Consider the following 12,106-nt stretch of genomic DNA (forward strand, 5'->3'; position numbering starts at 1 on the left):
GGCTGAAGCCGCTCCCACAGCACCCCTACCCCATCTGGGTGATGCGGGAATGGGATAGGCCGCGATATATTCCTTGCCCATGATTACCTGCGCCGCCGCCCTGACATTCGCCAACTAAGAAGGCCAACCCAAGCAGGGAAGCTGTTGTACGCGTCCATTCGCTGCACCCGCATTTTTCTGGGCAAACTGCCCTATCTCGATTATCTGCGGGTGCTGCAGACCAGCAGCGCCCATGTCTACCTGACTTATCCGTTTGTAATGAGCTGGTCACTGCCCGAAGCCATGGCCGCCGGCTGCCCGCTGATTGCTTCCGACACCTCCCCGGTGCGCGAGGTTATCCGCCATGGCGAACACGGGTGGCGGGTGGACTTTTTTGATACCGACACGCTGGTCAAACAGCGCCATACCGTACTGGATACCCCCGACGCCCAGCTGCCCCTGCGCCGCCAGGCCCGCGAACACGTCCAGACCCATTATTCCCAGACCCAAGGCCGACAAGCATGGCTCACCTTATTGAACGACTGATTCCTGCCGCCGTATCTGCACCCACCCTGGTTGCTACGCCACGGCGCGCCGCATGGGGCCACTGGCTGGGTGCCAGTGCCAGCGCCGTACTGTTGGCCTGCAGCCCCGCCACCTCCGCCGGCAGCCAATCGGCCACCCTGACGCCCGCGCAACTGCAGGCGCGTTATGAAGCGGGGCAGCAGTTGTTTGAGGAGAAATGCCGGACCGAGGCGGGGATACGGATTTACCGCAAGGTGGAGAAGGTGGAAGGAATCTTGCTGCAGAAGATCCGCACCGACCGCGGTGACCGGAGCTGGACGGATCCGATGTGGGTGGGGGCGGCGAATACCCATGATTCTACTGACGACGGGTATATCAATAGCTTCTTGGGCTACGAGCACTCCAGCGATCGAGTCAAGCCGGTCAGCCCGGAGAGCCGGGGCTACATTACCCCCGACTACCAACCCGGTAACCCGTCCAATGTGCGTGGTTATCGCTATGTGGAGGTGGAGGATGGGGGGCAGCGGTGGCGGTATAGCGGTTCGATGCGGGCTGTAGGCAAGAAGGATATTCATGCACCGAATGTGGTGTATGCGCTCAAGCAAAATCCCAATATGGATCTGAACGTGTATCGCTGGGTGTTGGATAAAACCCCCGCTGCTGGTCCGGCACCCCGCTACGCCGTCACTTTTGAAGACCACGTGATTCCCGAGCACCGCAAGCTGTGGGTGGCGAGTACCACGATCAAGGTGCTGGACTTGCAGGCCAAGGAAACTATGGCCGAGTTCACCCGGTTTGTTTGGAGTCAGGGCGGGGTATCGCCTTGGCTAAGAGTGAGGTCATGCCCACGAATTCCGGGAAGTGATTCAGACAACCCCACACGCAAGTTTGTTGATCAGGTGCTGATCCCCAAGCAGGAGGAAACCAAATGACAACCAAAAATATTGCCTATGCCGATCTACTTAAATACATCCAATTACAATTGGCGGCGGAGGCGTTATTTGGACGTGACGCAGTAGAGTCTCCCGGTCGAGAGCCAGGGGACCTTTTTAATGGGGCCATTGCCACAAGCGTGCTGGAGAAAGGCAACCGCCACGCCAGCAAATTTACGAAAACCCAAGCCGAGCAATTCGCCAGCCAATGGACGGTCGTTGAACACATCTCGAATACCACGACGGGGTTTTCCGGGACGCTGTTCAAAAACAAGACGGCCAATGAACCGGCTGCCATCCCGCTCCAGCATGTTGCGGCTGCCACGCTCGACTACCCGCTCGCCTTTGTGCGCGTGACTGCCCAGTAAAAGGCGGGGTCGTTTGCCTCAGCAAACGGGGACGGTTACATTTTGCAAGGCTTCCCGACGGTTCGATACCCATGTCCCCAACGATCTACCACAACCCCCGCTGCAGCAAATCACGCGAGACGCTGGCCCTGCTGGAACAGCACGGCCAGCAGGCCACCGTCGTGCTCTACCTTGACACCCCGCCCGATGCCGCCACGCTGAACACGCTGCTGGCTCAGCTGGGCTTCGCCGACCCACGCCAGCTGATGCGCACCAAAGAAGACCAATACCTCGATCTGGGGCTGGCCGATCCGGCCTTGAGCCGCGATGCGCTGATCGGGGCCATGGTGGCGCATCCGCGTCTGATCGAGCGGCCCATTGTGGTCGTCAATGGCAAGGCGGCGCTGGGGCGGCCGCCGGAGGCGGTGCTGGCTTTGCTGGACTAGCTTTACCTGATTAAGCGCGGCAGTAGTCCAGAAAGCACGCCATCGCATCCCGCACCTGTGCATCGCTGGCCGCCAGCAACTGGTCGCCCACATACCATTCCACATAGGCATGCTCGAGCTTGTCGGCAGCCTGCGCGCCACCAAACAGCCAGATGCCGTCCTCTTGCGCCAAGCGGTTGCGGGCGGCCACCACCGTGGCTTCGCTGAACGGCAGATGCAGATGGAACATGTTTACTTGCGGCACCGGCGGGTTCACCGCCACACCGTCCATCGCCCCCAGCACCAACGCCAGTTCGCGTGCGCGCTGCACACAGGCCGGTAACTGCGCGAGGCGTGCGTCGAACTGCATGGCGGCCGACACCACATAGGGCAGGCGCTGCCAGACATTGCCACCCATACGCGCCATCCACACGCGTGCGCGGGCGATGAAATCCTCGCTACCGAGCAGCATGGCCCCGCCCTGACCGCCTATGCCCTTGTAGAACGACACGTAGGCCGAATCGAAACCGGCGCAGACGGCGGCCAGTGGTTTGCCGTAACCGGCGGCGGCTTCCCATAGGCGTGCGCCATCCAGATGCAGGTGAATGTTGCGGACGCGGCAGGCGGTCTTGATCTCGTCCAGCGCGGCCCAGTCGGGCAGTTGCCCGCCGATCTCGCGCATGGGCAACTCGTACAAGGCGGCACCGAGACGATCTGGCACCGCGGCCAGATGGCTGGCGGTCCAGCAGCGGTGCTTGTCGCCCAGCGTCAGCAGCTTGAAGTGATTGAGCAACTGGTAGTTGCTGCGTTCGTGCAAGGCGATATGGGCGGTGGGATGCATGGCGACAAGCGAGCTACCACGGTCCTCGCAGGCCAGACGCAGCGCCACGGTCTGTGCCATGGTGCCGCTGATCACGAACAACGCGGCCGGGTAGCCAAGCAGATCCGCCACCTTGCGCTCGAAGTCCTGCACCACCTTGCCCTCGCCGTAGTAATCGCCACGGGCGGCGTTGGCCTCGCACCACGCCCCCATGGCCGCAAACTGCTCGGCCGGCGACGGGGCGCGGTGGCCGGGGAAAACGGTGTGGCATTGCTGGCGCAGTTCAAGCGGGTTCATCGGCGGGCTCTCAATAAGGCGGGGGCGGACAGCCGGCACTGTAGCACCTGCCGCCATTGCATCCGCTCGCCCACATTGCCATCATGGAGCACCTTCGTTCACCTGCTGGCGCGCCATGACCCTACACCTTTCGCTGCAGCAAGCCCGCCATCTGCATCTGGCTGCCCAGGGGCTGCTGACGCCGGCGCGGCGCAAGGCCAAACCGGCCGATGTGCTGGCCGCGATACGGCGCATGGCGCTATTGCAGATCGATACGATCAGCGTGGTGGCGCGCAGCCCTTACCTGGTGCTGTGGAGCCGGCTGGGCGATTACGAGCCAGCCTGGCTGGAACAGGCACTGGCGCGCGGCGAGCTGTATGAATACTGGGCGCACGAGGCGTGTTTTGTGCCGATCGAGGATTACGGCCTGCTGCGCTACCGCATGCGCGATCCGGCGGCGATGGGCTGGAAGTTTTCGGTGCGCTGGATGCAGCAGCACCGCCCGGAAATCGACACGCTGCTCGCACGCATCCGTGACCACGGCGCCGTGCGCTCGGCCGACTTTGAACGCCAGGGCGGCAAGGGCAATGGCTGGTGGGACTGGAAGCCCGAAAAGCGTCACCTCGAAGTCTTGTTCAGCGCTGGCGAACTGATGGTGACCGAGCGCCGCAACTTCCAGCGCGTTTATGACTTGGCCGAGCGTGTGCTGGCCAAGCATTACCGAGACGGCTGGGATGACATGCGCGACCAGCCCGACTGGCCCACCGCCGAACGCGCGATGGTGCGCAACAGCTGCCGTGCGCTGGGCTTGGTGAAAGCCGGCTGGGTTGGCGACTACTACCGGCTCAAGCGCGGCAAGTACGATGCGGCCCTGCACGCGATGGCCGATGCGGGCGAGTTGGTGCCCGTGCAGGTTGAAGGCTTCAAGCACGATCTGTTCGTGCACCAGAGCCTGGCCGACGAACTGTCGCTGGCACAGCAAGGCAAGCTCAACGCCACCGCCACCACCTTGCTCTCGCCGTTCGACCCGGTGGTGTGGGATCGCAAACGCGCCAGCGAGCTGTTCGGCTTTGACTACCGGATCGAGTGCTACACGCCCGCACCCAAGCGCCAGTACGGCTACTTCGTGCTGCCCATCCTGTCGCGCGGCAAGCTGGTGGGGCGGCTCGATGCCAAGGCGCATCGTAAGGAAGGCGTCTTCGAGGTCAAGGCGCTGTATCTGGAACCGGGTGTGCGCTTGAGCCAGCGCCTGATGGCGGATGTGTCCGCTGCCCTCCAGCGCTGTGCAGACTGGCACGGCACGCCGCACGTCCAGGCAAACAGGCTGCCCGACGGGTTCAGCCTGATCTGAACCCGGCATCTGTACCGGGGTAGCCGGCAATACATCGCGCCGAATGCCTGCGGGCTCTGTATCTGGCGATCGCCCATCACATCGAGAATACTGCCAGCCTCCGCCAGACTGGCCACGATGCAAACCAGTACAGCACAGTACACGAGGAAGCCATGAGTACCGATCAGCGCACGACCCTGCCCCAGGCCCAGCAATGGCTGCAAGACCACGACATCCACTACGTGATGGCGCAGTTTGTCGATATCCACGGCGCGGCCAAGACCAAGATCGTGCCGGCACGGCATCTGGACCTGATCACCCACACCGGTGCGGGCTTTTCGGGTTACGCGATCTGGGGCACGGGCATTGCCCGCAACGGTGGCGACTTCTACGCGCGCGCTGATCTGAGCACCCTGCTGCCCGTGCCCTGGCTGCCTGGCTATGCGCGTGTGGTGGGCGATGGCCATGTGCACGGCAAGCCGCATCCGCTGTGCCCGCGCGTGCTGCTCAAGACCCAGATTGCCCGCTTGGCCGAGCACGGCTGGACGCTCAATACCGGCGTGGAGCCCGAGTTCATCCTGCTCAAGCGCGATGGCAAGGGTGACTACAAGCCGGCCGATGAATTCGACGTGCTCGACAAAGCCAGTTACGACTACAAGGCCCTGAGCCGCGAGCAGAACCTCTCGTTCCTGGAGCATGTGACCGAGGCGATGGAGATTGCTGGGGCCGATGTCTACCAGATCGACCACGAAGACGCGCCGGGCCAGTACGAAATCAACTATGTGTACAGCGACGCGCTGACCAGTGCCGACCGCTACATCTGGTTCAAGATGGCGGCTAGCCACGCTGCCGAGCAACTGGGCATGCTGTGCAGCTTCATGCCCAAGCCGTTTGCCGACCGCGCGGGTTCGGGCCTGCACTTCCATGCCTCGATTGCCGATGCCGAGGGCCGTAATCTGTTCGAGGACAAAGCCGACCCCAATGGCTACGAGCTGAGCCAGCTTGGCTATCACTTCCTCGCCGGCCTGCTGCACCACGCGCCCGCGCTGACGGCGCTGTGTGCGCCCACCGTGAACAGCTACAAGCGTCTGGTGGTGGGCAACTCGCTCTCAGGTGCGACCTGGGCACCGGCCTACATCGCCTACGGTAATAATCGCACCGTGCTGGGCCGCTGCCCCGGCGGGCGGATTGAATGGCGCCTGGCTGATGCCGGTGCCAACCCCTACTTGGTCACAGCCGCGCTGATCGCCGCGGGCCTGGATGGCATTGCGCGCAAGCTCGATCCGGGTACCCGCGTGGATGACGATCTGTACGAATACACGCCCGCCATGCTGGCCGAGGCCGGTATCTCTTACGTGCCGCAGCATCTGGGCGAAGCCGTGGATGCGCTTGAAGCCAACAAGGTACTGACTCAGGCGCTAGGCAAGGAATTCGTGGACGAGTTCGTTCGTCTCAAGCGCATGGAGTGGGTGGAGTATCAGCGCCATGTCTCCGATTGGGAGCGTAAGCGCTACGCAGACTTCTTCTGATCCCCGGCTGTAGTGCAGGCGCTGGCATCAGCACAGCCATCGCTCTGCGCCAGCAACTTGTCCAGCAAGCCACGCAGCGCCACGATTTCGTCTACCGGCATCCCCAGCGCCTGGGCCAAGCCTTGCGGCACGCCCAGCGCGCTGGCCTGCAGTGCCCGACCCGTATCGGTCAGCATCAAACGCACTTCGCGCTGGTTTTCCGCGCGGCGTTCGCGGCGGATATGACCGGCCTGCTCCAGGCGCTTGAGCAGCGGCGTCAACGTGCCCGAGTCCAGCCGCAGGCGCTCGCCTACCTCCTTCACCAGCAGGCCGTCCTCCTCCCATAGCACCAGCATGACCAGATACTGCGGGTAGGTCAGGCCCAGCGGTGCCAGCAGGGGTTGATAGCACTGCGTCACCGTACGCGAGGCGGCGTACAGGCGGAAACACAGTTGGGCATCAAGGCGTAGCCAGTCTTCGGGTTTCATGATGTTCTCAATGGCAAAACGCGGCTTTCCGGCCGCGTTTTGCATTCTACCGTTGCGCCGTTCAGGCGAGGCTGACCTTCACATCCACATTGCCGCGTGTGGCATGCGAATAGGGGCAAACGTCGCGGTGTGCCACTTCCACCAACTGTGCAGCCACGGCGGGGTCGATACCCGGCAGCGACACGGCCAGTTCAGCGGTCAGGCCGAAGCCGCCTGCTGCTCGCGGACCCACGCCCACCTTGGCCGTCACCGACGATTGCTCGATCTTCACGCCCTGCTGGCGGGCCACAAAGCGCACGGCGCTTTCAAAACACGCGGCATAGCCCGCGGCAAACAGCTGCTCGGGGTTGGTAGCTGCACCGCCAGGGCCGCCCATTTCGCGCGGCAGGGCCAGCTTGGCTTGCAGTACGCCGTCGGACGATGCGATCTGGCCTTCGCGGCCGCCGGTGGCTGTGGCTTGAGCGGTGTAGAGCACTTGGACGGACATGATGATTTCCTTTGCGTGGGATGCCTGGGCATCGGGTTATCGGGTCGGTCATCGACCTGGCAGGACGAAACTTATCCAACAAATACTTTGTGTACAATTTGTTTGTTTCTATCGGCCTGATAGTCCGCCGGTTCATGACCTCTTTCGCCCCGAAAGGGTTCAGCATGGATTCAGCCATCAGCCCGCACGATGCGCCCATCTGCAGCATGGGCTGCATAGCCGGAGGGCGAGATGATGAAAACCGTAAAGTATTTGCTGGCCAGTCTGATGCTGGGTCTGGGTATCACCGTCGTACACGCCGACAACAGCCGCGTGGTTGTAGGCGGCACGCTCGGCGGCGCCGCAGGCGCGGCACTGGGGTATCACCTCGACGGGCGTGACGGGGCCATTGTAGGTGCCGCACTGGGCGGTGCTTTGGGTGCGGCGGCTGCGTATCAGCGCCCGGTGCATTACGCCAGTCACGAGTACGTGGTCGAGCGGCCCCGTTACCGTCACCCGCCGCAACGTGTGATCTATGTGCCGGCACCGCCACCACGCGTGGTCTACGTGGATCGCTATGTGTATCGCGATGACCGCCATCGCGGCCATCGTCACCACAAGCACTGGAAGCATGATCGCTACGACCGCCATGACCGGCATGATCGCCACGACCGTGACGACTACCGCCGCTGGGACTGATCGCCCCGCCACACGCTAGAATCGCGCCAGCCCCGCCCGCATCGGGCGGGGCTGTGTTTTTCCGGACTCGTGCGTGAACAAACCCCTTCCACTCGAACGTCTGTTGCAATCGCAGGGCTTTGGCAGCCGCAAGGCGGCGCGCGCGCTCGTCCAGCAGGCGCGGGTCGCCGTCAATGGCGTCACCGCTTGCGATCCCGATGCCCGCATCTCACCAGAGGGCTGCGTACTGACGGTGGATGGTGCCGACTGGCCCTGGCGCGCGCAGCTTTATCTGGCGCTGCATAAACCCGCCGGCGTGGAGTGCTCGCGCTCACCGCAGCACCATGTCTCGGTACTGAGCCTGCTGCCTGCGCATTTCATCGAACGCGGCGTACAGCCAGTGGGAAGACTCGATGCCGACACCACCGGCCTGCTGCTGCTCACCGACAACGGCGCGCTCAACCATACACTGGCCTCGCCCAGGCGCCATGTGCCCAAGACCTATGTGGTGACCACCAAACACGCCGTGGACGACGCACTCATCACCGCGCTGGCCTCGGGCGTGCTGCTGCACGACGAGACCGAGCCGCTGGCGGCCAGCGATGTGCGCCCGCTGGGTAGCCACACGCTGGAAATGACGATCAGCCAAGGCAAGTACCATCAGGTCAAGCGCATGGTGGCGGCTGCCGGCAACCGCGTCGAGGCACTGCACCGTATCGCCATGGGTGCTGCCAGGTTAGGCGAAGGCGTGCTGGCCGATCTGCCGGAAGGCAGTTGGCGCGAAATCCCGGAGGCGCAGCTGCGGACATGGGGCTGGCTGGGACACTGAGACGGCGATTGCAGCCTATGATCAGGGAAGACCCCACTGAGCCCACGCTGCCATGAATCTTGAAAAAGTCATCTTCGCTTTCTTCATCCTCCTCGCCTTCACGCTGAACTTCGGCTTCTTCATCGGCGATATCGATGTGCCGCACCAGCACGATGTTTACGAGCTATTCGCCGCTGTTGTGGTCAACCTGATCGCTACCGTGCTCAAGTTCGGTGATCGGACCCAGCTTGGCGCGCTGCATCTGGCCACCAGTCTGGTCGCGGATCTGCAGCTGCTCGCCGCTGCCTTTGTATGGGGCTACTGCCTCTATGTCACCGGCGTGGGCATGACACCTGGCGTGACGTCCAGCATCGTCTCGCTGTCAGGCGGCGCGCTGATGGCGAATCTGGTATCGGTCGTCTTGCTGATTGGCGAAACGCTGCAGATGCGCCGCTGAACACGATCACCCAACAAACAGCCTGCGCGCTCAGCTGTGCGCGCGGGGAAACCGGACGCTAATCGTCATCAGCATCTCAACCGAACTTTGCTGATTGATTCCACACCCCAACCCTCGAACGGTACACGCACAGGTTCTAGGCTCATTACACTCGCCAAGAACGCTGGCGGCGCCGCGAGGGAGCCAGTTGGAGCGTAGTTCATACATGCCCAACATCTTCTTCCTCGTCCTGCGGCGCATGCGAGCGCCGCTGATAACGCTGATCCTGATCTATGCCATCTCGGTGATCGGGCTAGTGCTGATACCGGGCATCGACAGCAACGGCCAGCCGTACCGCATGGACTTCTTCCATGCGTTCTACTTTGTCAGCTATACCGCCACCACCATCGGCTTTGGCGAGGTGCCGTTCCCGTTCACCTATGGTCAGCGCCTGTGGGTGGTGGTTTGCATCTATCTGTCGGTGATCGGCTGGGCGTATGGCTTGGGCACCTTGTTCTCGATCCTGCAGGACAAGCGCTTCCAGCAAGCCGTGCAGCTCGCGCGATTCAGCGCCAAAGTCAGGCACATGAGCGAGCCCTTCTATCTGCTCTGCGGTTACGGCCAGACCGGGCAGTTGCTGGCTGCCGTGCTGGCGCGGCGCGGGGTACGCTTTGTCGTCATTGACCAGCGCGAAGAAAAGCTTACCGAACTGGCCTTTGCCGATTACGCCTTCGATGTGCCCGGCTACGCCGGCCATGTCGGCAATCCCGAGCTGCTCAAAACTGCCGGCCTGCTGCACCCGCAGTGTCGGGGTGTGCTGGCACTGACCGGCGATGAGCAGGCCAACCTTTCCGTAGCCATCAGCGCCTATCTGTTGCGGCCGGCACTGGTCTCGATCTGCCGGGCCAAGACCCATGCCGGCGCCGAAAACATGGCGAGCTTTGGTGCCAACCATGTGGTCAATATGTTCGATGCGGTGGGCGAGCGTTTCCGCATGGCCCTGCATGCACCGCAGACCAGCCGGCTATGGACCGTGTTCTGCGCGTTTCAGGGCGAAGCGTTGCCGCCGCTGATCAAACCGCCACGCGGGCACTGGGTGGTGGTGGGTTTTGGCCGCTTTGGCCACGCCGTGCATGCGGCGCTGGCGACGGAGGGGTCCAGCGTAACGGTGATTGATCTGGCCCCGCCCGAAGACCTGCCCGATACCGCCTGCGTGGTGGGCCAGGGTGTGGATGCGGCCACTTTGCGGCAAGCCGGTCTGGACCATGCTGTGGGGCTGGTGGCGTGTACCGACAACGATGCCAACAATCTCTCGGCGATTGCCACGGCACGCCAGCTAAGACCCGACCTGTTTGTGGTTGCACGGCAGAACCTGACCATGAACCGCGCGCTGTTCGCCGCCATCCGGCCGGAACTCAATGTGGTGCGCAGCGAAGTGGTGGCACAGGAGTGTTTGCGGGCCATGACCACGCCCACGCTGCTGCGTTTTCTGGAACTGATCCAGCAGCGCAGCGAGGTATGGGCCAGTGCGCTGCTGCGCGAGATCGACGATCTGGGCCAGGGCCAGGTGCCCGACAACTGGGTACTGGAAATCGATGCTAGCCGTCAGGGCGCCTTGCACGCCACGCTGATCGAGCCGGTTCCTGCACTGGAATTACGCCATCTGCTGCTGGACCCGGACAATCCGCGCCGGCAGCTGGCCTGCATGCCCGTGCTGCTGATCCAGCGGGATACCGAAATCCTGCTGCCGCCACCTGAAACGCCGTTGCATCTGGGGGCGCGCATCCTGTTCCTGGGTCAGCCCTCGGCACGCCGGGCGCAGCAGGCCACCATCAATCAGGCCCGCACCATCGACTATGTGCGCACCGGCATCGAACAGCCGAACAGCTGGCTATTCCAATGGCTGGCACGGCGCAGGCAACAAGCCGCGGCCGATCAGGCCTCGGACGGCAATACGTGAATCTCGTGATCCCAGATACGCACCACGCTGCCCGCATACAGCTTGCGGGTCTTGCGTAGCTCCTGCTCGCCATCCACCGTCACCAGCCCGTCGCCGACCAGCACTTTGGCTTGCCCCCCCGAATCGGCAATCGCGCAGAATTTGAGCAGATTGTGCAGTTCGATGAACTCACCGCGCAGCGGTACGTCGTGTCGGGTCATGGTGTGGCTCCTTCGCTGCGTTGTTTATCCTGCCAGCGTGCAATCGCGGCACGGATGGCGGGCATGGCGGCCTGCGTGGCCTTCTCGCCTTCGAGTATGGCGGCGTGCTTCTGGTCGAAATCGGCCGGGCCGATCTTGCCCACGCGTGGGCGGATCACCACCTCGGCACGTGCCAGCTCCAGCTCGCCCAGCTTCTGACCCATGATGGTGATGGCCTGGTTGACGATGGTCACAATGCCCGCATTGGGCTTGGCCGCCGTGGCCTTGGACGAAATATCCACCGCAATCACCAGTTCCGCACCCAGCTCACGCGCCGCATCCACCGGCACGGGGCTGACCACGCCGCCGTCCACATAGCGCTTGCCGCTGATCAGCACGGGCTGGAACACACCGGGAATGCTGCACGAAGCGCGCACAGCCTGGCCGGTGTTGCCGCGGCGAAACACGAGGCGGTTACCGGTATCGAGCTCAGTGGCCACAGCCGCAAACGGCTTGACCAGCTTGTCGATAGGCCGCTGCTTGACCAGCTCGTTGATGTAATCCTGCAGTTTCTCGCCCTTGACCAAGCCGCCGCTACCCAGACTCACATCACGGATACCCGCTTCATCGAGTGCGAACGATTGCTCCTGCAGGGTGAAGCCATTCATGCCGCTGGCGTACAAGGCGCCCACCACGCTGCCCGCGCTGGTGCCGGCCACAAACTCGGGCGCGAGACCTTGGGCTTCGAGCGCCTTGAGCACACCGATATGCGCAAAACCCTTGGCTGCACCGCCGCCCAGCGCAATGCCGATGCGCGGCAGACGGATCGGCTTGGGCGCGGGTTGCGCTACCGGCACGGACGGCGCGACGGGTTCGGCTGGCGGCGGGCTGGCGCAGGCTGCCAGCAAGAGCGGCAGGGCCAGCAATAGGCGACGGCGTTGCATGGGTT

Annotated in this window: 15 protein-coding genes; 10 read left to right on the forward strand and 5 right to left on the reverse strand. The window is 63.2% G+C overall.

Features of this window, described 5'->3' with window-relative positions; all coding sequences use genetic code 11:
• Nucleotides 1-144: 144 nt before the first annotated feature.
• The 4 genes from O9X62_RS03410 (at nucleotide 145) to arsC (ending at nucleotide 2,229) form a co-directional block, all read left to right on the forward strand.
• A complete protein-coding gene (locus O9X62_RS03410) occupies nucleotides 145-525 on the forward strand; it encodes a glycosyltransferase (RefSeq protein WP_269531359.1) in 381 nt (126 codons plus the stop codon).
• On the forward strand, nucleotides 501-1,436 hold the full coding sequence (locus O9X62_RS03415) for a hypothetical protein (protein ID WP_269531360.1): 936 nt from the start codon (nucleotides 501-503) through the stop codon (nucleotides 1,434-1,436). The genes O9X62_RS03410 and O9X62_RS03415 overlap by 25 nt, the downstream gene beginning before the upstream one ends.
• Complete coding sequence (locus O9X62_RS03420; protein ID WP_269531361.1) at nucleotides 1,433-1,804, forward strand: hypothetical protein; 372 nt, start codon at nucleotides 1,433-1,435, stop codon at nucleotides 1,802-1,804. The genes O9X62_RS03415 and O9X62_RS03420 overlap by 4 nt, the downstream gene beginning before the upstream one ends.
• Nucleotides 1,805-1,875: 71 nt before the next feature.
• A complete protein-coding gene (gene arsC / locus O9X62_RS03425; protein WP_269531362.1) occupies nucleotides 1,876-2,229 on the forward strand; it encodes an arsenate reductase (glutaredoxin) in 354 nt (117 codons plus the stop codon).
• Nucleotides 2,230-2,239: 10 nt separating this feature from the next.
• On the opposite strand, the gene O9X62_RS03430 is transcribed toward arsC, so the two are convergent.
• Nucleotides 2,240-3,325: a low specificity L-threonine aldolase gene (locus O9X62_RS03430; protein WP_269531363.1), complete on the reverse strand. Its 1,086-nt coding sequence runs from the start codon at nucleotides 3,323-3,325 to the stop codon at nucleotides 2,240-2,242.
• Between the two features lie 115 nt (nucleotides 3,326-3,440).
• Here O9X62_RS03430 and O9X62_RS03435 point away from each other — a divergent pair, with 115 nt between their 5' ends.
• Nucleotides 3,441-4,655, forward strand: a complete 1,215-nt coding sequence (locus O9X62_RS03435) for a winged helix-turn-helix domain-containing protein (protein ID WP_269531364.1) — start codon at nucleotides 3,441-3,443, stop codon at nucleotides 4,653-4,655.
• 152 nt (nucleotides 4,656-4,807) lie between these two features.
• Complete coding sequence (gene glnT, locus O9X62_RS03440; protein WP_269531365.1) at nucleotides 4,808-6,163, forward strand: type III glutamate--ammonia ligase; 1,356 nt, start codon at nucleotides 4,808-4,810, stop codon at nucleotides 6,161-6,163.
• Here the strand turns inward: glnT and O9X62_RS03445 are convergent.
• Nucleotides 6,145-6,630: a MarR family winged helix-turn-helix transcriptional regulator gene (locus tag O9X62_RS03445; RefSeq protein WP_269531366.1), complete on the reverse strand. Its 486-nt coding sequence runs from the start codon at nucleotides 6,628-6,630 to the stop codon at nucleotides 6,145-6,147. The genes glnT and O9X62_RS03445 overlap by 19 nt on opposite strands.
• Nucleotides 6,631-6,691: 61 nt before the next feature.
• Entirely contained in the window at nucleotides 6,692-7,117 is a 426-nt protein-coding gene (locus tag O9X62_RS03450) for an organic hydroperoxide resistance protein (RefSeq protein WP_269531367.1), read from the reverse strand.
• Nucleotides 7,118-7,348: 231 nt separating this feature from the next.
• Between O9X62_RS03450 and O9X62_RS03455 the strand changes: the two genes are divergently transcribed.
• The 4 genes from O9X62_RS03455 to O9X62_RS03470 all read left to right on the forward strand — a co-directional run bounded on the left by O9X62_RS03455 (nucleotide 7,349) and on the right by O9X62_RS03470 (nucleotide 10,978).
• Complete coding sequence (locus O9X62_RS03455; protein ID WP_269531368.1) at nucleotides 7,349-7,795, forward strand: hypothetical protein; 447 nt, start codon at nucleotides 7,349-7,351, stop codon at nucleotides 7,793-7,795.
• 73 nt (nucleotides 7,796-7,868) lie between these two features.
• On the forward strand, nucleotides 7,869-8,603 hold the full coding sequence (locus tag O9X62_RS03460; RefSeq protein WP_269531369.1) for a pseudouridine synthase: 735 nt from the start codon (nucleotides 7,869-7,871) through the stop codon (nucleotides 8,601-8,603).
• 52 nt (nucleotides 8,604-8,655) lie between these two features.
• Nucleotides 8,656-9,039 (forward strand): DUF6394 family protein, encoded by a 384-nt coding sequence (locus O9X62_RS03465; RefSeq protein WP_269531370.1) that lies wholly within the window; start codon nucleotides 8,656-8,658, stop codon nucleotides 9,037-9,039.
• 205 nt (nucleotides 9,040-9,244) lie between these two features.
• Entirely contained in the window at nucleotides 9,245-10,978 is a 1,734-nt protein-coding gene (locus O9X62_RS03470; RefSeq protein WP_269531371.1) for a TrkA family potassium uptake protein, read from the forward strand.
• Here the strand turns inward: O9X62_RS03470 and O9X62_RS03475 are convergent.
• Nucleotides 10,954-11,178 (reverse strand): RNA-binding S4 domain-containing protein, encoded by a 225-nt coding sequence (locus O9X62_RS03475; RefSeq protein WP_269531372.1) that lies wholly within the window; start codon nucleotides 11,176-11,178, stop codon nucleotides 10,954-10,956. The genes O9X62_RS03470 and O9X62_RS03475 overlap by 25 nt on opposite strands.
• Nucleotides 11,175-12,101, reverse strand: a complete 927-nt coding sequence (locus O9X62_RS03480) for a patatin-like phospholipase family protein (RefSeq protein WP_269531373.1) — start codon at nucleotides 12,099-12,101, stop codon at nucleotides 11,175-11,177. Before O9X62_RS03480 ends, O9X62_RS03475 begins: the two co-directional genes overlap by 4 nt.
• Nucleotides 12,102-12,106 lie beyond the last annotated feature (5 nt).

Origin of the sequence: Chitinimonas sp. BJYL2 (genome assembly GCF_027257935.1) — a bacterium.
In the GTDB taxonomy this organism is placed as follows: domain Bacteria; phylum Pseudomonadota; class Gammaproteobacteria; order Burkholderiales; family Chitinimonadaceae; genus Chitinimonas.

What these genes read in the sequence shown, in the direction of transcription:
- O9X62_RS03415 (WP_269531360.1), top strand. Translation starts at nt 501, where the DNA reads ATGGCTCACCTTATTGAACGACTGATTCCTGCCGCCGTATCTGCACCC.
- O9X62_RS03420 (WP_269531361.1), top strand. Translation starts at nt 1,433, where the DNA reads ATGACAACCAAAAATATTGCCTATGCCGATCTACTTAAATACATCCAA.
- arsC (WP_269531362.1), top strand. Translation starts at nt 1,876, where the DNA reads ATGTCCCCAACGATCTACCACAACCCCCGCTGCAGCAAATCACGCGAG.
- O9X62_RS03430 (WP_269531363.1), bottom strand. Translation starts at nt 3,325, where the DNA reads ATGAACCCGCTTGAACTGCGCCAGCAATGCCACACCGTTTTCCCCGGC.
- O9X62_RS03435 (WP_269531364.1), top strand. Translation starts at nt 3,441, where the DNA reads ATGACCCTACACCTTTCGCTGCAGCAAGCCCGCCATCTGCATCTGGCT.
- glnT (WP_269531365.1), top strand. Translation starts at nt 4,808, where the DNA reads ATGAGTACCGATCAGCGCACGACCCTGCCCCAGGCCCAGCAATGGCTG.
- O9X62_RS03445 (WP_269531366.1), bottom strand. Translation starts at nt 6,630, where the DNA reads ATGAAACCCGAAGACTGGCTACGCCTTGATGCCCAACTGTGTTTCCGC.
- O9X62_RS03450 (WP_269531367.1), bottom strand. Translation starts at nt 7,117, where the DNA reads ATGTCCGTCCAAGTGCTCTACACCGCTCAAGCCACAGCCACCGGCGGC.
- O9X62_RS03455 (WP_269531368.1), top strand. Translation starts at nt 7,349, where the DNA reads ATGATGAAAACCGTAAAGTATTTGCTGGCCAGTCTGATGCTGGGTCTG.
- O9X62_RS03465 (WP_269531370.1), top strand. Translation starts at nt 8,656, where the DNA reads ATGAATCTTGAAAAAGTCATCTTCGCTTTCTTCATCCTCCTCGCCTTC.
- O9X62_RS03470 (WP_269531371.1), top strand. Translation starts at nt 9,245, where the DNA reads ATGCCCAACATCTTCTTCCTCGTCCTGCGGCGCATGCGAGCGCCGCTG.
- O9X62_RS03475 (WP_269531372.1), bottom strand. Translation starts at nt 11,178, where the DNA reads ATGACCCGACACGACGTACCGCTGCGCGGTGAGTTCATCGAACTGCAC.
- O9X62_RS03480 (WP_269531373.1), bottom strand. Translation starts at nt 12,101, where the DNA reads ATGCAACGCCGTCGCCTATTGCTGGCCCTGCCGCTCTTGCTGGCAGCC.